Genomic DNA, 25,817 nt, shown 5'->3' on the forward strand with positions numbered 1-25,817 from the left:
ATGTTGCGCAAAGGATGGCTGCTTCTCTTACTGCTCTTGGCGAGTTCGGTTGAAGCATTTACATTTGAGTTGCCATTACTGTACGACGAGCGTGAAGTAGGGTTTGTTATCGTCGAAGTAGAGGGCAATACACTGGTTGAGGTGGAAGGCGCCAGTTTGGCGCTGGCTTTAGGGTCTTCGATTTCAACTGAATTGCAGACCACCTTAACCGCGGCAGGCATGATTGATATGCAGCAGCTAAATGCTTTGGGTATCGAAATTGCGTATCGGCCTCGTACGATGGAGCTGGTAGCGCGATTACAGGAATCAGCTTTTGGTTCTGATCAGATTAGTTTTGCCCAAAGTTCAGGGGCCGCTGGTCTGCCCGCACCAGTAAGTCGTTTTGCGTGGCTGAATAACCTGAATGTTGCTGCTGAGCACGAATTTGAAGAAAGCAATGACCAGATAAATGTCGACTGGCTCGGTCAGTTGAACGTTGGCGGAATACGGGGTGTAAATTTAACCTGGTCGGCGACCGCAACACATGAAAGCGTAACAAACGAGACCGATGTTTATCGCGGCCAGGTCACTGCGTTTCATGATATCCCCAATGTACCTATGCGGTTGTCGGCAGGTGACGTGTATTCGCCTGTGGTAGGCCACCTTGGCGGCGCCAGTTTGGGCGGTATTTCGGTGGCGTCGTCGTATTATGAGCTGCAGCCAAACCGAAGTATTTCACCTGGTACCTCGCAGCAGATCCTGGTTCGTGAACGGGCAGAACTTGAAGTCTATGTGAATGGACGGCTACTACAACGGCTGCGTCTTGCACCTGGTCGTTATAACCTAACCGAACTGCCACTGGCGCATGGCGCAAATGATATCGAAGTGTATTTGTACTATGCATCGGGTGACTACGAAATACAGACGTTCAGCCAGTTTTTCAATGCAGAACTATTGCGCCCCGGATTGACCAATTTCGGCTTTTCCTATGGCTATCGGTCGGAGTTCACGCCTTTGTCCGGCACCACCTATAGCGACGATACGCTGGCTTCGGCTTTTGTGGAGCATGGCTTATTTAGCTGGCTAACGCTGGGCGCTCATGGGCAGAGTAATGACTTTGGCGAATTGTATGGAGTGAGTACCGCCTTTGCTACGCCGATTGGTAATTTCGCTGCCCGTTACTCAATGAGCGACGTATTCGATGTCGAAGGTGAGGCGCTGAGTGTCGAGTGGCAGCAGCGGGTGTGGGGGTCTCTTTCTGGCTCACCTAATTTACGTGTGGCATGGGATCGCTTCGACCGGTTTGATAATCGACCATGGCTGCTGGACAGCGAATTGCATGGAGAGCGTTGGCTGGGGAGTTATAGCGCGTACATTGGACGCCAGTTTGAATTGCGTTTCTCCTACCAGGATGACCGCACCCGCCCGGGTGTTGAGTTACGCGAAGAGGAAGTACGTGGCACCTACCGTTGGCGCTGGGCCCGGCTTGGTGCCGGCGTTCGTCGCAGTAGCTTTTTTGGTGATATCGGTGACGAAGACGAATATCAGGCATTCGTTACCATTGATATTAATATTTTCCGTCCGCGCAATAACATGCGCTATAGCGCTCGTTATGACAGCTACAACGAACAAGCACAGGTATCTGTCGGGAAGGCATCCAGTCACTCAGTCGGGGATACCTCCTTTATGTTGAGTCAGTTGGAGTCGGATAGCAGTAGCACCACCTTTGGACGCCTGGATTACCTTAGTAACAGAGCACGCTTTGGCACCTTCGGTCAGTATCGCCGAGCGCAGGGAACCGAGGCTGGATATGCGGGAGGCCAGATGAACACGGCATTCGGATGGGCTGGTTCACGGTTTGGGTGGGGTCGGGCTGGTGTGGGCCCATTTACCGTGGTCTCCAGACACAAATCGCTACGTGATTCCGAGATACTGGTCAACGAAGGGCGCGCCGGACCTGAGGCTATTAGTCAATGGGGTGGCGGGGCTTTGCTGACCTCACGAGCGCGTTACCGTGGTACCACGGTCTTTGTCGATGTGCCGGATGCGCCGATCGGCTATGACTGGGGTGGTGGTCAGTATCTGGCGGAAGCCGGGGCGGTTACCGGAACCAGCGTTGTTATCGGATCCGATGCATTTTATTCGGTGCTGGGAATACTTGTCGATGAAGACGGCGAACCTCTTTATCTGGAAGGGGGCAGTATTGAAGGCGAGGGCCTGCGAGTCGGCGTGTTCACCAATCGCAGCGGGCGCTTTATTGCTGAGGGACTACGCCCGGGTGACTATGAAATTACGTTATTGCATCAACCGGACGTCCGCTATCGACTGCGGATTGAAGAAGGTGGGGACAGCTTTGTGCGGATCGGGACCTTGCATCCGCAGGCACGCTGATTTGGATTCTAATGACATAACGAGTGGGGGGATAATTATGCGTTCACTCATAGCAGGTTTACTAAGCGTGCTCTGCGTAACTGTAGCGGTGGCACAGGAAGCTGGTGACGACCATAGAGCGGCGCTTCAGTGCGACGGACACTGGACCGCCCAAATACAAGGCAAAGCAGCAGAATTCAGCGCGCTACACGGCGGCAGTGCCTGGATCCCGGTTGAGTTGCAGCTTGATCAAACATTGATTGATTGCGCTGATCAGCTCCATATCGGGCCCGGCACAGGCACTTCCTGGTACATTCGGCATGGCATGAGTCGATTGCGGGTTGAACCTTATGATCAGCGCCGAAATGCCCTGATGTTAGGTAGCGAAGGCAATGGCTGGGTGTTGCCGTTGCACGAAGAACGGCCCCAACTGATGTTCTGGTTACGGGTTCTGGATGCAGACTATGCGACGCCGGGCGTTTATAGGGGGGTATTGGTAAGCCAGTTTATGAACACCCAAACGCCCTGGTTGATGTCGGCACAGAAAAACGATGTCTTCGAGTTCGTTATTGAACCCCGGGTATCGGTCCAGATCGACGCCCCTGGGGGCGGAACGGGCTCTTACTATCGCGTTGATTTTGGCTCACTGCGCAGCGGTGCGTTCAAAGACTTTAATCTGGTGGTGGACAGTAACTCAGATATCCAGGTGTTTGTTACCAGTGAAAACCAGGGTGTTATGCGCCATATACGCGAACCGAGCCAGACCATTCCTTATCGTTTCCGGCTTAATCACCGCTTTGTTGATCTGAAAAACCCGTCGACGACATCGATCCAGCGGCTTCGCCAGCGAGGCACCTGGAGGGTACCGATCAGAATAGATGTGCCTTATGTGGGCAAAGAGCAGCTGGCTGGCGAGTATTCGGATTTAATTACCATTGATGTTTTTCCGCAGGACTAACATTTTGCTAGCTTTATCGGGTCATAATTTATGATAATGTGGACACTTAACCTTTCAAGGAGTGTGATACATGCAGGCTCAGGTAAAATGGTGCGGGGACTTAAAGTTTTTAGGCACATCTGACAGTGGTCACAGCGTCATCATGGATGGGAACCAGGGCGCGCATGCGCCGAGCCCTATGGAAATGGTCTTAATGTCTGTGGCGAGTTGCTCGTCAGTCGACGTGGTAAGTATTCTGCAGAAAGCGCGACAGCCGATTACCGATTGTGTGGTCGAGGTGAGTGCTGAACGTGCAGATACGGTGCCCGCGGTATTTACCTCCATTCATTTGCATTTTGTTGTCCGTGGCCATGACACCAGTGGCAACGACGTTAGTGACAGCCATGTCGAACGGGCCGTTAAGCTGTCGGCCGAGAAATATTGTTCTGTTTCTATTATGCTGGGAGCGTCAGTGGACGTCACCCATAGCTATAGTGTGGAACCGTACTCGCCAGTATGAAGATAATCATTGTCGAAGATAACGTTGAAACTCTTGGCGTGTTGCGTGACTTTGTGCGCGCGCTGAGCCCTAACTATGCGGTAAAAACCTATAGCAGTGGCAACGCCTTGCTTGAGCAGTCTTCGCGCGTCGACGCCGATCTGTTAATTCTCGGTTATGATCTGGGTCCGTCAGTGACGGGGACAGAATTGCTGCATTATCTGGAATGGAGTGACCGCATTTCGGCGAAAACTCATGTGGTGTTTATTTCCAACACGCTGGATCATGCAAAACGTCAGGCTCCCCTCCGCTTTACTCAAACTTATTTCTACAGCAAGCCGATAAGTGCTGCCCACATTGAAGAGATCATCCAACGGGTGGAAGCCAATCAGCGCGCATTCTCATCCGTTTTTTACTTGCTGGATAAGAAAAAGTGGGCGCCTGCGTTCAATAGTTTGCAACTGATAAAAGATGGCACCCCACATCAGTTTCAGCAGCAAGCGTGGCTCTTAGAGTGCAAAATCTTATTGCAGTTGCGCCGCTTTTCAAAAGTATTGCGCCGCTATCAATTGGTTCAAAGTTATGACTGGGCTAGGTTAGTGCGCATGCAAGCATTGGTATCTCTGGGCCAGGTCAAGGCGTCCCAGCTAGTGTTTAATGGCATGGTTGCGCGTGACCCTTATTACAGCGCCTGCCTGGCATTAATGAATCAGGTACTGATTGGGACAAACGCCGAGAACAAAGGGGAAATCGTTGATACCCTGAAGGAAAGTGAGCTTTCTTTGTTCGAATGTGAATTCCGCTCGATGCTGGCAGTGCAGCACGGAGAGTGGGAACGCGCGTTGAGTTTTCTACAAAACAAACAGCGCCGGGCCAAGCTGCGTTCACACCAGCAGTATGTTTTTTCTCTGGCGATCATTAAATCGCTGGTACTCAAGCTGGTGCTGGAGCCGGCTGCAAGCTCAGTAGCGGAAGTGGAACCCTACATTCAGGCGGCATTGAGTCAGCTCTACAACCTCAGTATAAGTCGTGATATGGAGCTGAATGAAACGCTGTTGCCGGAATTTATCGAGCGCATGCAGCGAGGTGAACTGTCCGACCCGCGGAGCACGCGTATCACCAGCGGCGAAGCGGGCAATGATCAGTCTCCGTTTTCGTTGATGATGCGTATTTTGAATGGCTGGCTGAACGACGGTAGTCTGGTTCTGGAGCAGCTTGAGCAATGTATTCATTTAATCGAGCAGCAGGGAGCAAGCGGCAGAGCCAGCTCGAACTTACTGTTGTTTTCAGCTTTGTTGAATTTCACTGTTAGCGAAGAAAAATCGCAGATTCGCTTGCACGACGCACTGGGCAAGCGCCTCTTCAAGTCGGGCAAGGTTGATTTAGCGGCCTATGCGTTTAGCCGTGCGTTGCAATTGATGCCGGATAACGCCCGATTGCTGGGTCAGTTAGACACCTGCATGAGCAAACTGGAAGTTAAGCATTTCCTCTCATTTAGTAAATCCTCTACAGAAACAGAAAAAAAAGATTGACAAAGATTTGTCTCGCCTCTATATCGTCATTATAAATTTCTGGTGGCGGCGCGTTTAACTAAATGCTGCCGTCTTGAGGAGGTTCTCAGGGTTGTCACTGTGATAGCGCTGAGGTAGCTGGGCGAGGATATTATGGCTGCTTTAACCCGTGAAATGCTGTTAAGAAAACCCTTCAACGACTTTCGTCACTACCCATACGGGTTTGCGCGCTCTGGAGACTTCTCCATTCGTGAAAGCGACGCGTTGCTGCACTATGGCTGCCTTATCACTGCGATGCTCGCTGGTGAGTTGCCAGCGATGACTGATGAGGATAAGAACTTATTGGCAGTCGCTCGTGGCGAGCAGGCGGCGGTAACGCCAGTTGAGAAAGCCTGGGCTAAGTATCAGGCCAGAATTAACCGGCCAAAAGTAGGCAGTATGTATGGTCGGAGTAAAGTGTATGAAGACTCAGATACTGATTACACTGCAACCACCGAAGATGACGACCTGGTGGTAGAAGATTAAAAAAGCCGGCACCTTGTGCCGGCTTTTTGTTTAATCAGCGCTTACTTAGGTTGCTCGCGACGAATGGCCCTGTGGGCGATGTCACGACGTAAATAGACATCGTCCCAGGTAATCCCATCGGCGATAGCGTACGCACGTGCCTGGGCCTCTGTGACGGTTTCACCTAATGCGGTGCAACACAGCACGCGACCGCCACTGGTCACGATGTGGTCGTCGTTGACCGCGGTACCAGCGTGAAAAACTTTCCCTTCGCTATTATTCTGCGCATCGACTAAACCGTGGATAATGTCGCCTTTGCGGTATTCTTCCGGATAACCACCGGCGGCCATGACTACGCCAACAGCGGCCTTGCTGTTGAACTCAATCGGAGTCTGGCCCAGACGGCCTGCCAGCGCATCAAGACAAAGCTCAACCAAATCAGATTCAAGTCGCATCATAATAGGCTGTGTCTCGGGGTCACCGAAACGGCAATTATACTCAAGTACCTTAGCGCTGCCGTCTGGTGCAATCATTAACCCGGCATAAAGAAAACCGACGTAAGTATTGCCCTCGGCACGCATCCCTTCGACGGTCGGATGCATAATGTGCTGCATCACCCACTGATCAATTTCGTCGGTCAGGACTGGTGCTGGTGAATAGGCGCCCATGCCGCCGGTGTTCGGGCCTTGGTCCCCATCATCACGGGCTTTGTGGTCCTGGCTGGAAGCAAAAGGCAAGATGGTATCGCCGTCTACCATGGCAATAAAACTGGCTTCTTCACCCACCAAAAATTCTTCAATGACCACCTGTGAGCCAGCGTCGCCGAACTTATTGTCAGCCAGCATGTCATCAATCGCTGCATCAGCCTGTTCAAGCGACTCTGCGATTATGACCCCTTTTCCGGCCGCCAGACCATCCGCCTTGATCACGATAGGCAGCGACTGCTCACGAACATAGCGCTTGGCGTCTTCGATCTCAGTGAACGAGCCGTACGCGGCTGTCGGAATATGGTGACGGGCAAGGAAGTCTTTACAGAATTTCTTGGAACCTTCAAGTTGGGCAGCGCCCTTACTCGGTCCAAAAATAGCCAGTCCCTGAGACTGAAAGGTATCCACGATACCGTTGACCAGCGGCGCTTCTGGGCCGACGATGGTCAGATCAATACTGCTACGCTGGGCAAATGCAAGCAGGCCATCGATGTCTTCAGCAGCGATGGCCAGGTTTTCAACCATTGGCTCGAGAGCTGTACCTGCATTACCGGGCGCAACATACACCTGACTAACACGTGAAGATTGGGCCACTTTCCAGGCTAGCGCATGTTCGCGGCCACCGCCGCCAATGATCAATACTTTCATTTATCTATCTCATTCTTCTGGTTTTCGGAATTTAAGAGTAAAACGGTCGCTTTCTCCGATTTGACTGAACTCGCCGCCCTCATCCCCGGTACGCAGGCTGGGTGGTAACGTCCAAACACCCTCCTCGTAATCGGCTGTATCACGAGCGTTGGCATTCACTTCGCTGCTGTCTTCCAGTTCAAATCCAGCCTGCTCGGCCATTTCAATGGCCCAGCTCTGCTTAATGTAGCCGCTGGAGCGAGCTTGTTCGCTGTCTCTGTCTTCAGGTAAGCGGTGGTCAACAACACCGAGCACACCACCCGGACGAAGGGCGCGATAAAAGGCATCGAATGCCTCGCTGACACTCTCGTCACCGCCATTCATATACCAGTTATGTAAATTGCGGAACGTCAGCACCATATCAGCGCTGCCTTCCGGCGCTATATCATGGGCGCTACCTGGACTAAATTCAGTAACCTGCACCTTGCTATAGACGTTGCTGGACTGCATCCGTTCGAGGAAGTTATTTCGCGCATTGTTAAAATAATCAGAGTCCGTGTCTGCCGGGAAGTGCGCGGCGTAAAACGTCCCGTTCGCGGCAAGGTAAGGCGCTAGTATTTCGGTGTACCAACCAGCTCCCGGCCAAATTTCGACCACCGTCATATCAGGCTCAATAGCAAAAAACTCCAGCGTTTCACGTGGGTTTCTATATTCATCCCGCTGACGATTCGCCGCGCTGCGGTGGGGAGCGGCAATGGCTTGCTGCAGGGTCATAGACTCCACATCAGACCATGCATTGTCTTGATTCTGCTGTAATTCGCCGTTCTCGCCCGCGACATCGCGGACCAGATCAAGATCCTCGGGTTCGTTCTCCTCGACCACTTCAGGGTCGACCGGTGGCTGGCCCTGTTGCCAGGCGTAAACCGGGCCTGTATAGATACAGGCCAGAACAGATGCTGTGAGTAATGTAATTTTCATAATCCGATCCTCAACATGGCTTAAAGATAAACATCCTTAAGCGTAGCAGCTATTTGCCAAACTGTTGATTTAGTGACGGAAGTGACGAACTCCGGTGAACACCATCGCAATTCCGTGTTCGTCCGCTGCGGCGATAATCTCATCGTCTCGGATCGAGCCGCCAGGCTGAATAATGGCGCTGATACCTGCTTCTGCTGCTGCATCAATGCCATCACGGAACGGGAAGAAGGCGTCAGAGGCCATTACCGATCCTTTTACTTCAAGGTTTTCGTCAGCAGCCTTAATACCCGCAATTTTTGCACTGTAGACACGGCTCATCTGGCCGGCGCCGACACCTATGGTCATGCCATCTTTGGCATACACAATCGCATTCGACTTCACAAATTTAGCGACCTTCCAACAGAACAACAGGTCTTCAATCTGCTCAGCGCTGGGTTGTTGTTTAGTCACCACCCGCAGGTCGCTGGCAGCGATAACGGCATTATCGCTGTCCTGCACTAACAAACCACCTGAAACACGCTTGTAGTCGAGCTGTTGAGTACCGTTTTGCCAATTGCCGGTGACCAGCAAGCGAACATTCTTTTTCGCACCAATAATAGTTTGTGCTTTGCGGCTCGCTGCGGGTGCAACAATCACCTCGACGAACTGACGGGTAATGATCGCGTTGGCAGTGGCCTCGTCGAGTTCACGGTTAAAGGCAATAATACCGCCAAAGGCGGAGGTCGGGTCGGTTTTGAAGGCACGTTCATAGGCATCAAACGCTGAGTCAGCTACGGCGACCCCACAGGGGTTGGCATGTTTAACGATAACACAGGCGGGTTGCTCGAATGATTTTACGCACTCCAGAGCCGCGTCGGTGTCGGCAATGTTATTAAACGACAGAGCCTTGCCCTGCAATTGATTTGAGGTCGCCACGGATGGATTGGTGTTGCCGGACTCAACGTAAAATGCAGCCTGTTGATGACTATTTTCGCCGTAGCGCAGATCCTGCTTTTTACGCATCTGGATGTTCAGTGTATCGGCAAACCGGGCGGGCTCCTGGTGACTGTTTTCACCCGTGCGCTGGCCAAGGTAATTCGCAATCATGCCATCGTACTCGGCCGTATGTTCAAACGCCGCTACGGCAAGCTCAAAACGGGTTTGCTGAGTCAGACTGCTGTCCTGTTCGCGCATCTCCGTCAGCACCCGGTCATAGTCTGCTGCATTCACAATAATGGCGACATCGTTATGGTTCTTAGCGGCGGCACGAACCATGGTAGGTCCGCCAATATCGATATTTTCAATCGCATCAGCCAGCGAACACCCTGGCTTAGCAACGGTTTCTTTAAACGGATACAGGTTGACGACCACCATATCAATAGGCTCGATAGCATGTTCCCGCATCACGGTTTCGTCCTGACCGCGGCGTCCCAGAATGCCGCCGTGAACTTTTGGATGCAGGGTTTTGACCCGGCCATCCATAATTTCAGGGTGCCCGGTGTGGTCTGATACCTCGGTTACAGTTAAACCAGCGTCGCGCAGAAGTTTCGCGGTACCGCCAGTGGAAAGCAATTCAATATTGAGTTGGCTGAGCGCTGTTGCAAACTCAACAATACCGGTTTTATCAGAAACGCTTAACAATGCGCGGCGGACAGGACGATGCTGGTTCATAACCTATGATTCCATTAAATATCAGAAGAGGGGTCTACAGATGGTTGCCAATTATAAAGCAATAAAAAGCCCCGCACGAGGGCGGGGCTTAAAAGACACTTAATTCATGCCGTATTTTTTCAATTTCTTGCGCAGAGTACCGCGGTTAATGCCCAGCATGGTGGCAGCACGGGTCTGGTTACCGCGGGTGTAAGTCATTACTTCTTCCAGCAGAGGCGCTTCGACCTCTGACAGGACTAACTCATAGAGCTCCTGTGGGTCCTGGCCTTCCAGTTGAGTTAAAAAGTTATTCAGCGCCTGCTTTACGCTGTTGCGTAACGGTTTAGGGTTCGCGTTCTGGCTTGCCGTCATCAGGGGCGTGTTTACTGCATCACGATTTACGTTCTGATCAAACATAGTAGCGCTCTTTTCTCTCTTGTAAGTTTACAAAGTAGTGTTCCAAAGCGTCGGTCTGCCCGGCTGCACTTTCCAGGGAATTAAAATAACTTCTGAATTCCAATGGATCGTCGATCGCCTGCAAGTACCAACCGATGTGTTTCCGGGCTATACGCAAACCCTTTAGGTCACCGTAAAAACTATGCAGCTGGGCCAAATGCTCGCGCATAATACTGGTTACTTCCTCCAGAGCGGGTGGAGCATGTTGCTCACCCGTTCGCAGGTAATGTTCGATTTCACGAAAGATCCAGGGACGTCCCTGGGCTCCACGACCGACCATAATGGCATCGGCATGGGTGTAATCGAGCACATACTTTGCTTGCTCTGGGCTGGTGATATCGCCATTAGCGACCACCGGAATCGAAATAGCTGCCTTGATCTCAGCAATGGTGTCGTATTCAGCCCGACCTTTGTACATGTCTTCTCGTGTTCGCCCATGTACCGCCAGTGACTGAATCCCCGCCTGTTCTGCTATGCGGGCTATATACACACCATTGCGCTGATCTCGTGCCCAGCCTGTTCGAATCTTCAAAGTAACCGGTACATCCACTGCAGCGACCACTGCATGTAAAATTTCGGTCACCAGCGCAGGGTCCTGTAATAATGCAGACCCAGCTAGCTTTTTATTTACCTTTTTCGCTGGACAGCCCATGTTGATGTCAATGATCTGGGCCCCATGCCTGACATTATGTTGTGCTGCCAACGCCATTAACTCCGGATCACAGCCGGCTATTTGAACAGCCCGGATACCGACATCCTGGTGGTGTAGCATTCGTTCACGTGACTTTTCGGTTTCCCATACCCGAGGGTTGCTCGAAAGCATTTCGGATACAGCAAGCCCAGCCCCAAGGCGAACACACAGGTTGCGAAAAGGGACATCGGTCACGCCCGCCATCGGCGCCAAAATAACATTGTTGTCTAAAGCGTAAGGTCCAATCCGCATCGTTCAAAAACTGTGCAGCGAAAGGGGAGAGAATTTTAGGGAATTTAAGGCGGAAAGGAAAGGCGACAAAGTGAACAAAAATGGCTTTTTTTTCACTTTTCGCCCTTGACTTTAATGTTGGTCAAAGCCTTGTTGCGCCTGCGCTGGAGCAAAAGGGATGTTAACTTTGTGTAAGTTTTAGCCGCTGACTCTTTGACCGTTTAGCATGATCCAGTCGTCGCGTTGCTCTACCTCAGCGAACTGGACTGCCGGACGGTAGGCGTTCATTACGTCATCAGCCTGGCGGCTTAATACGCCGGACATACAGAGCAAGCCGGCCTTGCCGACATAGCCGAGAATCACTGGTGCCAGTTCCTGCAGTGGGCCAGCAAGTACGTTAGCGACGACAATATCAGCCGCTAAACTGGGTTGCTCACTGGGTAAATAGACCTCGAAGCGTTCCGCCACATCATTGCGTTGCGCGTTCTCTTTGGTTGCAATAAGGGCCTGGCGGTCAATATCGATCCCCACACAACGAGCAGCACCAAGCTTAAGAGCGGCGATACCAAGAATGCCAGAGCCGCAGCCGAAATCGACTACGGTTTTACCCTGTAAATCTTGCCGTGCGAGCCATTCCAGACAAAGCGCTGTGGTGGGATGCGTGCCAGTGCCAAAGGCCATGCCGGGGTCGAGCAAAATATTGGCCGCATCGGGGTCAGGCGCCTGATGCCAGGACGGCACGACCCAGAGATTGCTGGCAAACTGGATGGGCTTGAAGTTGTCCATCCATTCCCGTTCCCAGTCTTTATCTTCGAGCTGATCAGTCTTGTACTGAAAGCCTTTACCAAGGTATTTAACCTGCTCCAGGCGTTTAACCATTGCGCTGGTATTGAGTTCAGCATCAAACAGGCCAGTGACCAGAGTATGGTCCCACAGCTGAACTTCACCGGGACCAGGCTCAAAAATAGGCGCATCTTTACCATCACGATAGGTAACGGCTTGTGCGCCATTCGCCATCAGCACATCGCCCAGTTGGCGGGCGTGTGCTTCATCACTACTTACAGTGAGTTGAATCCAGGGCATGTTTAGGAAAGCCCCAGTTTTTTCTCAAGGTAATGAATGTTGGTTCCACCATGCTGGAAGTTCTCATCCGCCATGATGTCTTTTTGCAATGGCGTATTGGTTTTAATACCGTCAATAATGAGTTCGCTCAGTGCGTTGCGCATGCGCGCAATTGCCACATCACGATTGTCACCATAGGTAATCAGTTTACCAATCATAGAATCATAGTTCGGTGGTACGCGGTAATCGGTATAAATATGCGAATCCCAACGTACACCCATGCCACCCGGAGGATGAAAGCGCGTAATAGTACCCGGCGAAGGCACAAAGCGTTCCGGGTCTTCCGCATTTATCCGGCATTCTACCGCATGGCCGCGAATAACCACGTCTTCCTGAGTAAATGACAACGGTCGGCCTGCGGCAATACGAAGTTGCTCTTTGACCAGGTCAACGCCGGTGACCATTTCGGTAACAGGGTGCTCAACCTGGATACGGGTGTTCATTTCGATGAAATAAAACTCGCCGTTTTCGTACAGGAATTCGAAGGTACCTGCACCGCGGTAACCTATCTCAAGGCATGCGCGGGCACAGCGTTCGCCGATACTTTTGCGCATTTCCTGGGTAATGCCAGGAGCCGGGGCTTCTTCGACTACTTTCTGGTGACGACGTTGCATGGAGCAATCCCGTTCACCGAGGTGAACCGCATTGCCCTGGCCATCGGCCAACACCTGAACTTCAATGTGGCGCGGGTTCTCAAGGAATTTTTCCATGTAAACCACCGGGTTGCCAAAGGCTGCACGGGCTTCGTTCTGAGTCGCAACAATGGAAGAGAGTAGTTCTTTCTCTTCGCGAACCACTCGCATACCGCGTCCACCGCCGCCGCCTGCCGCTTTAACAATGACAGGGTAACCAATCCGTTTGGCGATTTTCAGGTTCTTCTCGTCATCATCGTCCAGTGAACCACCAGAGCCAGGTACACAAGGTACGCCAGCGGCTTTCATCGATTCGATGGCAGAAACCTTGTCACCCATCATGCGGATGACATCGGGTGTTGGCCCGACGAAAATGAAGCCTGAATTTTCTACCTGCTCGGCAAAATCTGCATTCTCAGCCAGGAAGCCATACCCGGGATGGATAGCTGCTGCGTCGGTTACCTCAGCGGCACTAATGATACGGGGAATATTCAGGTAGCTGTCAGTGGCAGAAGCCGGTCCAATACAAATCGACTCATCCGCTAACAACACATGCTTTAAGTTTTTATCCACCGTGGAGTGAACAGCAACGGTCTTAATGCCTAGTTCTTTACAGGCACGTAAAATCCGCAACGCGATTTCACCACGGTTGGCAATGACTACTTTATCTAACATAACAGGGCCTAAGCGTGGTTTATTCAATAATGAATAGTGGCTGGTCAAACTCCACCGGTGCTTCGTTATCTACCAGGATCTTTTTCACAGTACCGCTGACGTCTGCTTCGATCTGGTTCATCATTTTCATTGCTTCAACGATGCACAGGGTGTCGCCGACATTCACTTGCTGGCCAACCTGAACAAAGGCTTTAGAGCCCGGAGCCGGAGACTCATAAAAAGTACCAACCATCGGCGAGCGAACCAGATGTCCAGTTTCTTCTGCCGGGGCAGCTGGCGCTTCGCTGGCCGCTCCACTTGCCTGTGGTGCAGCTGGAGCGGGAGCTGGCGCCGGGGCAGCAGCATAATGCATTTGCGCCGCAGGTGCCGGGCTATGACGGTTAATACGTACCGACTCTTCGCCTTCCGTAATTTCCAGTTCGGCAATGCCTGATTCTTCCACCAGTTCGATTAGCTTTTTAATTTTGCGAATATCCATAACCAATGTCTTTGCTCTTTTAGTAAATGTTAAGTAGGGGATCGCAGGTGCTTAATAGCAAACTGCAACGCGAATTCGTAACCCATTGAACCAAGCCCGCAGATAACGCCTTCGGCTATGTCCGAAAGGTAGGAATGCTGGCGAAAAGGTTCACGGGCGTGAACGTTAGACAGATGCACTTCGATAAACGGAATCTGCACTGCCTGGAAAGCATCGCGCAGTGCGACGCTGGTATGCGTGTACGCAGCCGGGTTGATCACGATAAATTGATAATGGCCGCGTGCCTGTTGCACTGCTTCTATTAACTCGTGCTCGGCATTACTTTGCAGACAGCTCAACTCAACACCGGCTTGCTCGGCTTCGAGCATTAACGCGGCGTTAATATCAGCCAGGGTCTGCGAACCGTAAATCTCAGGTTCGCGACTTCCCAGTAAATTCAAATTAGGTCCGTGAAGAACCAAAACACGTAGTTTATGAGCCATCTTGACGTTATCTGCTGCGATATAGCCAACTGCTAACATAGCGAACTGGCAATTAAGTGATTTTTCCCATTATAAAGGCAAAAATTGAAATAGCAGTAAAATACTGGTCTTATCACAGCAGTTCGCGTCAATTTTCCTTATTCATTAGGCTTTCCAGGTGTTTCTGGAACTCACTGGCGTTCATAAAGCCCGTCACCCGCGCGTTCTGAATTTCATTTCCAGCCGGGTCAAAGAATAAAATTGTTGGCAGACCCACCACCTGATACTCACTCAACAATTGGGTATTGGTTGCGTTGGTGGCCGTTACATCAGCCTGCAATACAACAACGTCCTCCAGTTGAGCCTGCACGCCGGGATCGGTAAAGGTATACACTTCAAACTCTTTGCAGGCGACACACCAGTCGGCGTACAAATCGAGCATCACCCATTGCCCTTCTGCTGCCGAAACACGGGTTTGGAGCGCTTCCAGCGAGGTCACTGGTTCAAACTCGAGGTGCTCGATAAATGCAGACTGAATGAATGGCTTTTGCCAGATGGCGCCGGCCGCCGCGATCACGATAAGGATAGCGCTGAGCACCAGTCGGCCACGGGTTTTCAGTTGCGGCCAAAAGCTGCGTGCGATGATAAGTAAACTGGCGGCGATAAAAATAAGCCAGATAACACCAGCCAACACCATGGGTAACAGGCGTTCAATCAGGAACAGCGCGACTGCAAGTAGCAATAGCCCGAAAACAATTTTTACACTATTCATCCAGGCGCCGGCTTTCGGCAGCAGCTTGCCACCCGAGGTACCAATGAGAATTAATGGCAGCCCCATGCCGATACTAAGGGCGTACAGTATTAGCGCACCGTTTACGACGTCGCCCGACTGAGCAATAAACAGCAGCACACCGGACAAGGGCGCCGTGGTGCATGGCGATGCGACCAGGCCGGATAACGCACCCATGGCGAAAACACCGCCGTACGCGCCGCCCTTTTGCTGTTGACTAATGCTGTTTAGCTTGGCCTGCCAGCTGGCAGGCAACTGCATATTAAAAGCGCCGAACATGCCAGCGGCCAGAACAACAAATAGTACAGCCAGGGTTAGCAGCACAGCCGGATGTTGCAGCATGGCCTGATATTGCATCCCGGCGAGAGCGACGATTACGCCGAGCGTGGTGTAGGTCAGCGCCATCCCCTGGACATAGACAAATGACAACATAAAACCACGTCGGGTCGACAACTTGCCTTTTTGTCCGCCGATAATACCGACAATGATCGGGTACATCGGAAAGACACAGGGCGTGAACGCAAGACCAAGTCCTAGCAGGACAAACACCGCCATGACCCAGACCAGGTTATCGGATGAAAGCAGGTCACTAAATGGACCACTGGCGGGTTCAGAAAAGTCAGTCAAGGGGGTGGCGCTTGAGCCACTGCTGGCGCCTGAGGTCGGCTGTAAAGGGATCTCTTTGCTGGTCGGTGCATAACAAAGGCCCGCATCGGCGCAGCCCTGGTAAGTTACGGTCAGTGACGTGTTTTCGCGAATAGGGGCAAGCTCAAGGGTGATCGCAAGGCGGTTCCGGTAAATAAAGGTTTCGCCAAAAAATTCATCGTGATGCTCGTCAGCGGTCGGTAATGGCTGGACGCCATATATCAACCCCTCGGGCTGGTAACTGAAACGGTGCTGGTAAAGGTAATAGCCGTCGGCGATCTCAAAATACAGAGTGAGTTCGTCACCTTGCTGCTCGAAGTCAAAGGCGAACGCCTGGTCTACGGGTAAAAAGTCGCTGTCGTTGCTGGCGTACTGGTTAATATCGAAGGCCTGTGCGTGCGCGACCGACATGCTAAGTGTGACGAGCGCGAGCAGAGCCATTCCAGCCTGTTTAAACAGGGTACGTAAAATTGAATACATCTTAGCCAACCGCCTTGCTAATCCATTGTAAGTAATCAGGAAGCCCCGCATTTATATCGAAGGCAATAATTTCGGGTGTGTCATAAGGGTGAAGCTTGCTCAAAGCCGACTCCAGCGCCGGATAGGCCTGGCTAGTGGTCTTAATCAGCATCAGGAATTCTTCACTATGCTCAATTTTCCCCTGCCATTCGTACACAGACTGTAACCCAGGCACTATATTTACACAGGCTGCTAGTCGTTGTTCAACCAGTGCCGCTGCAAGTGAGCTTGCAGATTGCTGATCAGGGGTGGTGCATAACACCAGTTGTGGCTTACTCATACGGGCTCCCAAACTTTACCGCTGCAGCGCTTGAAAATCGCTCTATCATGCCTCATCTATAAACGAACACCAAGCCAGGATAGTTTATGTTGCAGATACTTTTATTGTTGTTTATTGCCGTACCCATCGTCGAAATTGCCGTATTGCTGCAGGTCGGCGACCTTATTGGCGGCCTCAATACGCTGGTCGTCATTATACTGACAGCCGTCATTGGTGCCTTACTGGTCAAGCAGCAGGGCATTCAGAACTGGATGCGCATGCAAAGCAAAATGGCCAGAGGGCAAATGCCTGGTGAAGAAATGGCCGGCGGTTTACTCATTTTTCTTGCCGGGGTGCTGCTGATTACTCCCGGGTTTGTGACCGATGTAATCGGCCTGCTGTTTTTGTTGCCGCCGACTCGCAGTGTGATTGCCAAAGCCATGCTTAAACGGATGGTGATCCGCGGAGCTGGCGCTCAGTTCAGTCATTTCCAGCGTAAAGGCCCGGCTGGTCGCGATAGCCAGCAGGAAAAAGGGACCACCATTGACGGTGAGTATCAGCATAAAGCGGGCTCTGAATCGCAGTTAGCAGAGCCTTCTGATGATAACGACCAGAAAAAAAATTAGCTTTTTTTAACGGCGGGGTATTGGGTTCTTTTCTGTCGCCCCCATTTTGCATTCACAAAAGTTTTTAACACCGGCCGTTTTGGCCTTTTGTTATCTCTACCTACTAAGGGAGTATCACGATGAAACTTCGTCCTTTGCATGACCGTGTGATCGTTAAGCGTTCTGACGCTGAAAGTAAGTCACCTGGCGGCATCGTTTTAACTGGCTCAGCAGCTGAAAAATCAACTCGTGGCGAAATCATTGCCGTCGGTAAAGGTCGCATCCTTGAGAATGGCGAAATAAAACCGCTGGATGTGAAGGTTGGTGACAAAGTGCTGTTCAGCGAAAGCTACGGCGTTAAAACCGAGAAGCTGGACGGTGAAGAAGTCTTGATCATGAGCGAGTCAGATATTCTGGCTATCGTCGAGTAATCCTGATTAACCTGATTTATAAGGAATAAGCATCATGGCAGCAAAAGAAGTTAAATTTGGTAACCAGGCCCGTCAAAAAATGCTGAAGGGCGTTAACGTTCTGGCAGACGCGGTAAAAGTAACTCTGGGTCCTAAAGGACGTAACGTCGTTCTGGAAAAATCATTCGGTTCACCAAGCATCACTAAAGATGGTGTTAGCGTCGCTAAAGAAATCGAACTGGAAGACAAGTTCGAGAACATGGGCGCGCAAATGGTTAAAGAAGTCGCCTCGAAAGCCAATGACGAAGCTGGTGACGGTACGACTACAGCAACCGTTCTGGCTCAGGCCATTGTTGCAGAAGGTCTGAAATCAGTCGCTGCAGGTATGAACCCGATGGATCTGAAGCGCGGTATCGATAAAGCGGTGATCAGTGCAGTGGAAGAGCTGAAAAAAATCTCTCAGCCGTGCACCGACAGCAAAGCGATCGCTCAGGTAGGTACTATTTCAGCCAACGCTGACAGCACCATTGGTGAGATCATTGCCAAGGCAATGGACAAAGTCGGCCAGGAAGGTGTTATCACCGTTGAAGAAGGCCAGGGCCTGCAAGACGAGCTAGACGTGGTTGAAGGTATGCAGTTTGACCGTGGTTACCTGTCTCCATACTTCATGAACAACCAGGAAGCGGGCCTTGTTGAGCTGGAAAGCCCTTACCTGCTGCTGGTTGACAAGAAAATCAGCAACATCCGCGAGTTACTACCAACTCTGGAAGGTGTCGCTAAATCAGGTAAGCCGTTGTTGCTAATCGCTGAAGACGTTGAAGGCGAAGCTTTGGCAACACTGGTGGTAAACAACATGCGTGGCATCGTTAAAGTTGCCGCTGTTAAAGCGCCTGGTTTCGGTGACCGTCGTAAAGCCATGCTGCAGGATATCGCAGTACTGACTGGTGCGACTGTTATTTCTGAAGAAGTCGGCATGGAGCTTGAAAAAGCAACGCTGGAAGACTTAGGTAGCGCGAAACGTGTTGTTATCAATAAAGACAACACCACCATTGTTGACGGTGCTGGTGATGAGCAGGCCATCGAAGCGCGTGTCGGTCAGATCCGTGCGCAAATCGAAGAAACCTCTTCAGACTACGACCGTGAAAAACTGCAGGAACGTCTGGCTAAACTGGCTGGCGGTGTTGCGGTTATCAAAGTCGGCGCAGCAACCGAAGTTGAAATGAAAGAGAAAAAAGCACGCGTTGAAGATGCGTTGCATGCAACCCGTGCTGCCGTTGAAGAAGGTGTAGTACCTGGTGGTGGTGTTGCCTTGGTGCGCGCAGCAAGCAAACTTGCTGACCTGCGTGGTGACAACGAAGACCAGAACGTAGGGATTAAAGTAGCCTTACGTGCAATGGAAGCGCCAATGCGTCAAATCGCAGAAAACGCGGGTGCCGAAGCGTCAGTCGTCACCAACAACGTGCGTGAAGGCGAAGGTAACTTCGGTTACAACGCTGGCAACGACACCTACGGCGATATGCTGGAAATGGGTATCCTGGATCCAACCAAGGTGACTCGTTCAGCCCTGCAATTTGCAGCTTCTATCGCATCGCTAATGATCACCACTGAAGCGATGGTCGCTGAAATCCCTAAAGATGACGCTCCTGGCATGCCAGGCGGCGACATGGGCATGGGCGGCATGATGTAATCCAATGATGTAACTGGGCGCTGCTGAAACACAGTGGGGCCTGACACATCAGCGTAAGCTAAAAGGCGCTGTAGCTGTAAAAGGCTACAGCGCCTTTTTCGTGGCCGATCTGCCCACTTGACTAATAATGGTAGTGGCGCTAAAAGAACTAGATGGTCAACAAGTGGTCGTATCCAACAGGGAACGACTGTGGAGGAAGAGAGCATGGGTGTAAAACTGTTAGCTTTAATGGCGGCCGGAGCGATGCTGATACCATCGGTAGCGACCAGTGCTGAGTTAGATTTTACCTGGGGCGATGCGGATAAATTTACTGATATTGAATCCGGCGATGAAAACCGCACGCGTTTTCGCCAGCGTATTGCTGAGGGCTTTGAGCAAATATTCCAGCAAAATGCTGAACAATTACCCTCAGATCAGACGTTGAAAGTGACCATTACCAATGTTGATTTAGCGGGGCACGTCGATATGTCGGGAACGGAGCGCTTGCGCATAGTGCAACGAGGGCACCCGCCGATGGTTAGTTTCAGCTATGAGTTGCTGGACGCTGATGGCAATAGTCTGGCTTCGGGAGAAGAGCGCCTGAGAGGCCGTAGTGCAGGGTCCAGTGCTTCGCGAACTCAACGAGGCAGCCAGAGTCTGCTTACCCATGAACGCGAGATGCTGAATGACTGGTTCCGTGAGACTTTTGACGATGCTTTTGACATGGATAATTAAGATCTGGCAGTCTTTACATTAAGAATCTGCAGATCAGGTCGATAGAACTAACGAGGCGTTGTAATTACGCCTCGTTGTCTTTAACCAAATAGGTCGTGTACCTAGGAGGCTTCATGGAAGTATCAATGAATAGCCAGCAGGCGCTTGAATTAAAAGGCGTTCAAATGGCAAACAATCAGCAGAAAGCAGTCGGTCAAGCAAGCCTTCAGCTGTTAGAGTCTGCTGCAGTAACTGCTACCGTAAGTAATGCGGCACCAAGTGCTGCTGTTGGAAATAACATCAACACCACGGCTTAAAAATGCAGTGGGGTCTTACTGGCCTCACCCGCTATTTCGCGCACTAACCTGGGCACCAAAAACCCGGGTAATGTGCGCAACAGGTCGTGCATAATCAGGCTGGCATTGGCATCACTGACTGCGAAGTGCGCTGCCCCTGCCACCTTATCAAGCTGGTGCAGGTAATAGGGCATAACCTGGCTGGCAAAAAGCTTCTCACTAAGCTCTGCTAATGCCCCGGCACTGTCGTTAACTCCCTTTAGCAACACACTCTGATTAAGTAAATGAATCCCCCGCTGGCGCCAAATAGCAAGCCGCTGGCTAAGTGCAGGGCTTATTTCGTTGCCGTGATTGGCATGAATAACCAGAATCACCTGCAAACGACTGCGCTCCAGACGCAAGCCAAGGGTTTGCGTTAAGCGTTGCGGAATGACAACGGGTAAGCGGCTGTGAATACGCACCCGGGTTATCTGAGGCAAACGCTCAAGCATATCCAGCACATGACTTAGCTGCTCATCATTTGCCATCAGCGGATCGCCACCACTAAGAATCACTTCGTTTACTTCCGGATGTTGAAGGATATACGCATGGACTCGTTCAAGCTCGCGCCGTCCTATTTTGTGTTCAGCATAGGGAAAATGGCGGCGAAAGCAGTAGCGACAGTTGACCGCGCAGCCGCCGCGCAAAATAAGCAGCAGCCTGGATTGGTATTTATGCAAAATCCCACTTGCTGCCGTTGCGCTCTCCTCCCCCAGCGGGTCGGCGCTATACCCTTCGACCACAGTAAATTCGTCCTCATGTGGCCATACCTGGCGTAGCAGTGGGTCGTTGGGATCGCCGCGCTGCATTAATGAAACGAAATGCTTAGGTACCCGCATGCTAAACAATTGTCGTGCAGGTGCGTGTTGCTTAACCCAGTTAGCGTCAAGTTGCAGTGCCTGGCCGAGTGTTTGCGGATCCGTGTAGGCATCGGCTAACTGGTGTTGCCAGCTGGGCTCCAGTTCAATGGGTGTTACTTGCTGCGCAGTTGGTTGCATCGTTCCACTGTGGGTTGTCGTCGTTTGGATGAGAGCGATTATTTTACCTGAAATGCGGCTCTATTTGGTTTATTATTGGGGCAAAATTTGCAGACTTCCCAGTAAAGAGGATACCCATGGCAAGTTACAGTACCAATGAATTCAAAGGCGGCCTGAAGATTATGCAGGATGGCGAGCCTTGTAGCATCCTGGAAAATGAAATGGTTAAGCCAGGCAAAGGCCAGGCATTTAACCGGGTTAAAATCCGTAAATTAATCAGCGGCAAAGTGGTTGAGAAGACATTCAAGTCGGGCGAAAGCGTAGAAGCGGCGGATGTTCAGGAAATTGAACTGGCCTATTTGTATTCAGATGGCGAGTTCTGGCACTTTATGAACAACGAAACCTTTGAACAGATAGCCGCGGACGAAGCTGCTGTAAGTGATGCCACCAAGTGGTTGGTTGAACAGGACGTCTGCACCTTAACCTTATGGGACGGCAAACCCATTAATGTCACTCCGCCGAACTTCGTTGAACTTGAGATCACTGAAACGGACCCGGGTCTGAAAGGCGATACTCAGGGTACAGGCGGTAAACCAGCAACACTTGTCACTGGCGCGGTAGTGCGGGTTCCATTGTTTGTGCAGACGGGTGAAGTGGTCAAAGTAGATACCCGCAATGGTGAATACGTTTCCCGTGTGCAAAAGTAATTCACGCTAACGAATAACAAAAAGCGGTGTCGTTGCTGAACGACACCGCTTTTTTAGTTCTGTGAGACCTTTGAGGTAGTAATCAATGAACTGGCAACCCAGTGCAAGCCTCCAGGCGTTGCACGCACGAGCCGAGCTGCTGGCAAATATCCGCTCGTTCTTCGCCGAGCGCGATGTACTTGAGGTCGATACGCCTATCGTGGCGGCACGCGGGGTCACTGACCCTCACTTATCAAATGTCACGGTTAAGTTGTGCGGTGACGGCTTGTCGCAATCAGAGTATTTTTTACAGACGTCCCCCGAGTACGCGATGAAGCGCTTGCTGGCAGCCGGCAGCGGAAGTATTTACCAGATAGCCAAGGTTATCAGGAACGATGAAGTAGGGCCGCAGCACAATCCTGAATTTACCATGCTGGAATGGTACCGCCTTGGTTTCGATGAGTATCAGTTAATGGACGAAATCGACCAGCTGATGTGTTCGCTACTTGGTTGCAAGGCGAGTAAACGAGTTACCTATCAGGAGGCATTTTTAACGGTTACAGGCTGTGATCCGTTTACCGCTCAAGGCATTGAGAGTCTACGTAGCTGGTTGGTCGAACGTGATTTAGGTGACTGGGTAAAAGACGAACCTGACCCGGATACCTTGCTTTACCTGGCGATGACTCACTATATTGAGCCGACTCTGGGCCAAACCGAGCCTACTTTTATTTATAATTTTCCGGCCTCTCAGTCTGCCCTGGCCCGAATTCACTCTGATGACCCGCGTGTGGCGCGACGTTTCGAGCTGTACATAGATGGGGTCGAGTTAGCAAATGGGTTTTATGAGCTTACCGATGCCATGCAGCAGGCCCAGCGGTTTGCCGCTGATAATTCTATACGTATGAAGCAGGGCAAGCCCCGTGCGCTCGAGGACGAACGTTTAGTGGCGGCGCTGCAAGCCGGACTTCCTGATTGTGCGGGGGTTGCACTGGGCCTGGATCGACTGCTGATGCTTAAGTTAGGCGTGAGTCAGATCAGCGATGTGTTAGCGTTCCCAATAGACCGCGCCTGATGGTCATTGAATTTGCCGGGCGGAATGTTATACTATTACACCATCACGTCTTGCCGAGAGTTTAAATGAGACATAAGCCCCTTGATAAAACAGGTATTTGGTTAGCAATTGTATGTGCGCTGCATTGTCTGTTGGTGCCCGTGCTGCTGCCTACTTTATCCTTGTTGGGCTTATCAGTTCTGGGGGCCGATACCCTGGAACGGGCCGTATTGTCATTAAGTGCTTTGATCGGAGGCGTGGCTATAGCCATCGGCACTAAGCATCATCGTAGTCCATTGCCGTTGCTCGCCTTGCTGGCGGGTGTCGTTCTCTATTTTAACAAGCACAATATCGGCCATGCGGCTGGTCACGGCTGGGAAATTCCGGTGGTGTTAGTAGGCGCGGGCCTGTTGATAAGTGCACATGTTATGAACCTGCATCTGTGCCGTGTGCGGCGAGTGGAAAATTGTGATGTAGCGGCTGAAGCTGAAGCGAACCCATCCGAGAATGCTGCAGAGTCTGAATTGAACCCGGTTTCAGGTTCAACTCAGCATACTGCCTAGCCCTTTACCGTTGTCTTAGAACCACCCCTGCTTCTGTATGTTCAGTGAAAGGAAACTGATCAAATAACGCCGCGTGCTCGATATCATGGGTGTCGCTGAGGTAGGTCAGGTTATCCGCCAGCGTTTCCGGATTGCAGGAAATGTAGATGATATTCGGATACCGAGCGACCATTGCTAAGGTGGCTGCGTCCAGTCCAGCCCGTGGTGGGTCGACCAGCACCGTCTTACAGTCAAACTCAGTCAGCTCAATACCTTCTAAACGCCGGAACACTCGCTCGCCATTGATCGCCTGAGTCACTTCTTCGGCAGCCAGTCGAACCACAGTGACGTTATCAGTTTTATTCAACGCAATATTGGTTTGCGCCGAATAGACCGAGGTTTTACTAATTTCAGTCGCTAACACCCGCTTGAACTGCCCGGCTAAAGGAATGCTAAAGTTGCCATTGCCACAGTAGAGCTCCAGCAGATCCCCACTTAGCGCCTGACTCTTCTCGTGAGCCCAACTGAGCATTGCTTCATTAATGCCGGCATTTGGCTGAGTGAAACTATTTTCGACCTGTTCAAACAGGTAGGTTGTTCCCGCCACCTGAAGCGACTCGTAAACTGCTTCATTACCTAATACCAGCTTCTGTTTACGCGCCCGCCCAATCAAACTGACTTTGCCATATTGCTGCAGGTGTTCACGTAAAGAGGCGGCGTCGGCCTGCCACTGTTCATCCAGTTGGCGGTGGTAGAGTAACGAAATCACCGCTTCGTTGGTGGTCGAGGTAAGAAAATCGACCTGAAATAGTTTACTGCGCAGGGTGGGGCGATCTCGAACAAAATCGAGGATCGCAGGCATCAGCGAATTGATAAGCTGATTCGCCGCTGGTAGCTGGTCAACCCGGTACTTTTCTTTGGTCTGTTTATCAAACATGATGAAATAGAGTTCATCACCCTCGTGCCATACACGAAATTCGGCCCGCATTCGGTAATGTTCAGGCGCAGACGCAAACACTTGCAGTTCGGGAGCATTGAATGGTGCTAATCGCTGACTAAGTTGATTAACTTTATAGTCGAGCTGTTGCTGGTAGTCGTGCGGCAGTGGCATGAGATTCGACATCCTTCGCCTGAGGGCGGTATAAATAAAGATGCGAATTTTAACGTGAAAGGCGATCTATATAAAGAAGAGCCCGCTCTATTCAGCGGGCTCTGTCTGTTTTACTCTTTTCGTTCGGTGTTAGCGAAGCGGACTTTTAAGGTGCGACCTTCATATTCTGAATCATTCAGTTTAGACAGTGCGAGTTCTGCACCAACTGGTTCCATTTCAACGAAGCCGTATCCTTTGCGCTTGCCGGTACGGCGGTCTTTAACCAGGCGCACAGCGAATACTTCTCCATAGCGAGCAAAGGTTTCTTCAACACTTTCTTCACTGGTTTTAAACGGCAGGTTACCAACGTACAGAGTCATTTGGTCTGAACCATCAGGGTTATGTCCACTGACAGTTGGTTTGACTGTTTCCCGCTTGCTGGCTTTAGGTTTTGCTGCCCGTTTTGACTTGGGCGCGCTGATAGCGGCAGCAATCCACGGGGTTAGTAAGCCACTAAGGAAGGAAAATAAACCTACTAATGAAATAGTGGTGGTGTTGTCGAAGCTGGTCATCAGGCCGCTTAGTAAACCGGCAACAATGGCAATGATAGCTGCAACTAAGATCTGCGAGGCTGGGGTAGCACGTGTCATTTAGACATCCTTACTTTAAAAATAAACTAACTATAGAAAATGAAACCGAATAGTACTGATTAAGTACAACTACAAACATGTTGCACGTTACTTTGATACCGACATTAGAGTATAAGGAACTAAAGTCAGTGTTCAAAGGACGTGTAAAACTAATAGTAACGGCTAATTAGGCTCGCGGCAAAGTATCTCTTACCAGCTTAGCTGACGATGATTTGAGCAGTCGCAACAAATCTGCAAGAAAACCCTTGCACTCATACCAGGGACCTCTATAATGCGCCCCACTTCAAACGGTTAGCCAGCAACGAGTTGCTAGCAAAGCAAGTTTGAAAAAAGCCTTGACGGGATGTTTTAAATCCTTAAAATGGCGCTCCCGGCTCGAGATGAGCAGGAA

The 25,817-nt window shown here is 51.1% G+C and carries 27 protein-coding genes; 13 read left to right on the forward strand and 14 right to left on the reverse strand.

Translation table 11 applies throughout. The features are described from left to right. The 5 genes from CWE14_RS10715 to CWE14_RS10735 all read left to right on the forward strand — a co-directional run bounded on the left by CWE14_RS10715 (position 1) and on the right by CWE14_RS10735 (position 5,821). Positions 1–2,370: a fimbria/pilus outer membrane usher protein gene (locus tag CWE14_RS10715; RefSeq protein WP_126799371.1), complete on the forward strand. Its 2,370-nt coding sequence runs from the start codon at positions 1–3 to the stop codon at positions 2,368–2,370. A 37-nt stretch (positions 2,371–2,407) separates the two neighbouring features. After that, positions 2,408–3,307: a hypothetical protein gene (locus CWE14_RS10720; RefSeq protein WP_126799372.1), complete on the forward strand. Its 900-nt coding sequence runs from the start codon at positions 2,408–2,410 to the stop codon at positions 3,305–3,307. 70 nt (positions 3,308–3,377) lie between these two features. After that, on the forward strand, positions 3,378–3,806 hold the full coding sequence (locus CWE14_RS10725; protein WP_126799373.1) for an OsmC family protein: 429 nt from the start codon (positions 3,378–3,380) through the stop codon (positions 3,804–3,806). Further along, positions 3,803–5,317 (forward strand): response regulator, encoded by a 1,515-nt coding sequence (locus CWE14_RS10730; protein ID WP_126799374.1) that lies wholly within the window; start codon positions 3,803–3,805, stop codon positions 5,315–5,317. Before CWE14_RS10725 ends, CWE14_RS10730 begins: the two co-directional genes overlap by 4 nt. Positions 5,318–5,449: 132 nt before the next feature. Further along, positions 5,450–5,821, forward strand: coding sequence for a MaoP family protein (locus tag CWE14_RS10735; RefSeq protein ID WP_126799375.1), 372 nt, complete (start codon positions 5,450–5,452; stop codon positions 5,819–5,821). Between the two features lie 41 nt (positions 5,822–5,862). On the opposite strand, the gene purD is transcribed toward CWE14_RS10735, so the two are convergent. The 11 genes from purD to cutA form a co-directional block, all read right to left on the reverse strand. Next, positions 5,863–7,155 (reverse strand): phosphoribosylamine--glycine ligase, encoded by a 1,293-nt coding sequence (purD, locus tag CWE14_RS10740; RefSeq protein ID WP_126799376.1) that lies wholly within the window; start codon positions 7,153–7,155, stop codon positions 5,863–5,865. A 9-nt stretch (positions 7,156–7,164) separates the two neighbouring features. Then, complete coding sequence (locus CWE14_RS10745) at positions 7,165–8,112, reverse strand: class I SAM-dependent methyltransferase (RefSeq protein ID WP_241972380.1); 948 nt, start codon at positions 8,110–8,112, stop codon at positions 7,165–7,167. A 69-nt stretch (positions 8,113–8,181) separates the two neighbouring features. After that, positions 8,182–9,762, reverse strand: a complete 1,581-nt coding sequence (gene purH / locus CWE14_RS10750; RefSeq protein WP_126799377.1) for a bifunctional phosphoribosylaminoimidazolecarboxamide formyltransferase/IMP cyclohydrolase — start codon at positions 9,760–9,762, stop codon at positions 8,182–8,184. 99 nt (positions 9,763–9,861) lie between these two features. Continuing rightward, entirely contained in the window at positions 9,862–10,158 is a 297-nt protein-coding gene (gene fis, locus CWE14_RS10755; RefSeq protein ID WP_111569125.1) for a DNA-binding transcriptional regulator Fis, read from the reverse strand. Next, positions 10,151–11,140 (reverse strand): tRNA dihydrouridine synthase DusB, encoded by a 990-nt coding sequence (gene dusB / locus CWE14_RS10760; RefSeq protein ID WP_126799378.1) that lies wholly within the window; start codon positions 11,138–11,140, stop codon positions 10,151–10,153. Before dusB ends, fis begins: the two co-directional genes overlap by 8 nt. Positions 11,141–11,317: 177 nt before the next feature. After that, positions 11,318–12,202, reverse strand: coding sequence for a 50S ribosomal protein L11 methyltransferase (prmA, locus tag CWE14_RS10765; RefSeq protein ID WP_126799379.1), 885 nt, complete (start codon positions 12,200–12,202; stop codon positions 11,318–11,320). A 2-nt stretch (positions 12,203–12,204) separates the two neighbouring features. Next, positions 12,205–13,548, reverse strand: coding sequence for an acetyl-CoA carboxylase biotin carboxylase subunit (accC, locus tag CWE14_RS10770; protein ID WP_126799380.1), 1,344 nt, complete (start codon positions 13,546–13,548; stop codon positions 12,205–12,207). A 19-nt stretch (positions 13,549–13,567) separates the two neighbouring features. Beyond that, positions 13,568–14,026 carry an acetyl-CoA carboxylase biotin carboxyl carrier protein gene (gene accB / locus CWE14_RS10775; protein ID WP_126789678.1) on the reverse strand — a complete coding sequence of 153 codons (459 nt, stop codon included), beginning with the start codon at positions 14,024–14,026 and terminating at the stop codon, positions 13,568–13,570. A gap of 29 nt (positions 14,027–14,055) precedes the next feature. Then, positions 14,056–14,508, reverse strand: coding sequence for a type II 3-dehydroquinate dehydratase (aroQ, locus tag CWE14_RS10780; RefSeq protein ID WP_126799381.1), 453 nt, complete (start codon positions 14,506–14,508; stop codon positions 14,056–14,058). A 127-nt stretch (positions 14,509–14,635) separates the two neighbouring features. Continuing rightward, a complete protein-coding gene (locus CWE14_RS10785) occupies positions 14,636–16,402 on the reverse strand; it encodes a protein-disulfide reductase DsbD (RefSeq protein ID WP_198676577.1) in 1,767 nt (588 codons plus the stop codon). Position 16,403: 1 nt separating this feature from the next. Continuing rightward, positions 16,404–16,721: a divalent-cation tolerance protein CutA gene (gene cutA, locus CWE14_RS10790; RefSeq protein ID WP_126789681.1), complete on the reverse strand. Its 318-nt coding sequence runs from the start codon at positions 16,719–16,721 to the stop codon at positions 16,404–16,406. An 86-nt stretch (positions 16,722–16,807) separates the two neighbouring features. Here cutA and CWE14_RS10795 point away from each other — a divergent pair, with 86 nt between their 5' ends. The 5 genes from CWE14_RS10795 (at position 16,808) to CWE14_RS10815 (ending at position 20,412) form a co-directional block, all read left to right on the forward strand. Continuing rightward, the gene (locus tag CWE14_RS10795) at positions 16,808–17,326 is read left to right on the forward strand and encodes an FxsA family protein (protein ID WP_126789682.1); all 519 of its coding nucleotides are present in this window, start codon (positions 16,808–16,810) and stop codon (positions 17,324–17,326) included. Between the two features lie 119 nt (positions 17,327–17,445). After that, complete coding sequence (locus CWE14_RS10800; protein WP_126789683.1) at positions 17,446–17,736, forward strand: co-chaperone GroES; 291 nt, start codon at positions 17,446–17,448, stop codon at positions 17,734–17,736. A 34-nt stretch (positions 17,737–17,770) separates the two neighbouring features. After that, positions 17,771–19,402, forward strand: a complete 1,632-nt coding sequence (gene groL / locus CWE14_RS10805) for a chaperonin GroEL (protein WP_126789684.1) — start codon at positions 17,771–17,773, stop codon at positions 19,400–19,402. A gap of 204 nt (positions 19,403–19,606) precedes the next feature. Further along, on the forward strand, positions 19,607–20,116 hold the full coding sequence (locus CWE14_RS10810) for a DUF3016 domain-containing protein (RefSeq protein WP_126799383.1): 510 nt from the start codon (positions 19,607–19,609) through the stop codon (positions 20,114–20,116). Positions 20,117–20,229: 113 nt separating this feature from the next. After that, entirely contained in the window at positions 20,230–20,412 is a 183-nt protein-coding gene (locus CWE14_RS10815; RefSeq protein WP_126799384.1) for a hypothetical protein, read from the forward strand. Here CWE14_RS10815 and epmB read toward each other — a convergent pair. Continuing rightward, complete coding sequence (gene epmB / locus CWE14_RS10820; RefSeq protein WP_126799385.1) at positions 20,409–21,428, reverse strand: EF-P beta-lysylation protein EpmB; 1,020 nt, start codon at positions 21,426–21,428, stop codon at positions 20,409–20,411. The two genes, CWE14_RS10815 and epmB, sit on opposite strands and share 4 nt — an antisense overlap. Before the next feature lie 116 nt (positions 21,429–21,544). Between epmB and efp the strand changes: the two genes are divergently transcribed. The 3 genes from efp (at position 21,545) to CWE14_RS10835 (ending at position 23,707) form a co-directional block, all read left to right on the forward strand. After that, positions 21,545–22,114, forward strand: a complete 570-nt coding sequence (efp, locus tag CWE14_RS10825; protein WP_126789688.1) for an elongation factor P — start codon at positions 21,545–21,547, stop codon at positions 22,112–22,114. An 85-nt stretch (positions 22,115–22,199) separates the two neighbouring features. Further along, a complete protein-coding gene (gene epmA / locus CWE14_RS10830; protein ID WP_126799386.1) occupies positions 22,200–23,165 on the forward strand; it encodes an elongation factor P--(R)-beta-lysine ligase in 966 nt (321 codons plus the stop codon). A gap of 65 nt (positions 23,166–23,230) precedes the next feature. Further along, positions 23,231–23,707: a MerC domain-containing protein gene (locus CWE14_RS10835; protein ID WP_126799387.1), complete on the forward strand. Its 477-nt coding sequence runs from the start codon at positions 23,231–23,233 to the stop codon at positions 23,705–23,707. 4 nt (positions 23,708–23,711) lie between these two features. Here CWE14_RS10835 and trmA read toward each other — a convergent pair whose 3' ends face one another. Continuing rightward, positions 23,712–24,797 carry a tRNA (uridine(54)-C5)-methyltransferase TrmA gene (gene trmA, locus CWE14_RS10840; RefSeq protein WP_241972381.1) on the reverse strand — a complete coding sequence of 362 codons (1,086 nt, stop codon included), beginning with the start codon at positions 24,795–24,797 and terminating at the stop codon, positions 23,712–23,714. Positions 24,798–24,907: 110 nt separating this feature from the next. Then, positions 24,908–25,426, reverse strand: coding sequence for an RNA recognition motif domain-containing protein (locus CWE14_RS10845; protein WP_241972382.1), 519 nt, complete (start codon positions 25,424–25,426; stop codon positions 24,908–24,910). Positions 25,427–25,817: the final 391 nt, after the last annotated feature.

Origin of the sequence: Aliidiomarina soli, from assembly GCF_003986975.1 — a bacterium.
Lineage (GTDB): Bacteria > Pseudomonadota > Gammaproteobacteria > Enterobacterales > Alteromonadaceae > Aliidiomarina > Aliidiomarina soli.

Coding starts and splice junctions, on each gene's coding strand:
- CWE14_RS10715 (WP_126799371.1), top strand. CDS start 1: ATGTTGCGCAAAGGATGGCTGCTTCTCTTACTGCTCTTGGCGAGTTCG.
- CWE14_RS10720 (WP_126799372.1), top strand. CDS start 2,408: ATGCGTTCACTCATAGCAGGTTTACTAAGCGTGCTCTGCGTAACTGTA.
- CWE14_RS10725 (WP_126799373.1), top strand. CDS start 3,378: ATGCAGGCTCAGGTAAAATGGTGCGGGGACTTAAAGTTTTTAGGCACA.
- CWE14_RS10730 (WP_126799374.1), top strand. CDS start 3,803: ATGAAGATAATCATTGTCGAAGATAACGTTGAAACTCTTGGCGTGTTG.
- CWE14_RS10735 (WP_126799375.1), top strand. CDS start 5,450: ATGGCTGCTTTAACCCGTGAAATGCTGTTAAGAAAACCCTTCAACGAC.
- purD (WP_126799376.1), bottom strand. CDS start 7,155: ATGAAAGTATTGATCATTGGCGGCGGTGGCCGCGAACATGCGCTAGCC.
- CWE14_RS10745 (WP_241972380.1), bottom strand. CDS start 8,112: ATGAAAATTACATTACTCACAGCATCTGTTCTGGCCTGTATCTATACA.
- purH (WP_126799377.1), bottom strand. CDS start 9,762: ATGAACCAGCATCGTCCTGTCCGCCGCGCATTGTTAAGCGTTTCTGAT.
- fis (WP_111569125.1), bottom strand. CDS start 10,158: ATGTTTGATCAGAACGTAAATCGTGATGCAGTAAACACGCCCCTGATG.
- dusB (WP_126799378.1), bottom strand. CDS start 11,140: ATGCGGATTGGACCTTACGCTTTAGACAACAATGTTATTTTGGCGCCG.
- prmA (WP_126799379.1), bottom strand. CDS start 12,202: ATGCCCTGGATTCAACTCACTGTAAGTAGTGATGAAGCACACGCCCGC.
- accC (WP_126799380.1), bottom strand. CDS start 13,548: ATGTTAGATAAAGTAGTCATTGCCAACCGTGGTGAAATCGCGTTGCGG.
- accB (WP_126789678.1), bottom strand. CDS start 14,026: ATGGATATTCGCAAAATTAAAAAGCTAATCGAACTGGTGGAAGAATCA.
- aroQ (WP_126799381.1), bottom strand. CDS start 14,508: ATGGCTCATAAACTACGTGTTTTGGTTCTTCACGGACCTAATTTGAAT.
- CWE14_RS10785 (WP_198676577.1), bottom strand. CDS start 16,402: ATGTATTCAATTTTACGTACCCTGTTTAAACAGGCTGGAATGGCTCTG.
- cutA (WP_126789681.1), bottom strand. CDS start 16,721: ATGAGTAAGCCACAACTGGTGTTATGCACCACCCCTGATCAGCAATCT.
- CWE14_RS10795 (WP_126789682.1), top strand. CDS start 16,808: ATGTTGCAGATACTTTTATTGTTGTTTATTGCCGTACCCATCGTCGAA.
- CWE14_RS10800 (WP_126789683.1), top strand. CDS start 17,446: ATGAAACTTCGTCCTTTGCATGACCGTGTGATCGTTAAGCGTTCTGAC.
- groL (WP_126789684.1), top strand. CDS start 17,771: ATGGCAGCAAAAGAAGTTAAATTTGGTAACCAGGCCCGTCAAAAAATG.
- CWE14_RS10810 (WP_126799383.1), top strand. CDS start 19,607: ATGGGTGTAAAACTGTTAGCTTTAATGGCGGCCGGAGCGATGCTGATA.
- CWE14_RS10815 (WP_126799384.1), top strand. CDS start 20,230: ATGGAAGTATCAATGAATAGCCAGCAGGCGCTTGAATTAAAAGGCGTT.
- epmB (WP_126799385.1), bottom strand. CDS start 21,428: ATGCAACCAACTGCGCAGCAAGTAACACCCATTGAACTGGAGCCCAGC.
- efp (WP_126789688.1), top strand. CDS start 21,545: ATGGCAAGTTACAGTACCAATGAATTCAAAGGCGGCCTGAAGATTATG.
- epmA (WP_126799386.1), top strand. CDS start 22,200: ATGAACTGGCAACCCAGTGCAAGCCTCCAGGCGTTGCACGCACGAGCC.
- CWE14_RS10835 (WP_126799387.1), top strand. CDS start 23,231: ATGAGACATAAGCCCCTTGATAAAACAGGTATTTGGTTAGCAATTGTA.
- trmA (WP_241972381.1), bottom strand. CDS start 24,797: ATGCCACTGCCGCACGACTACCAGCAACAGCTCGACTATAAAGTTAAT.
- CWE14_RS10845 (WP_241972382.1), bottom strand. CDS start 25,426: ATGACACGTGCTACCCCAGCCTCGCAGATCTTAGTTGCAGCTATCATT.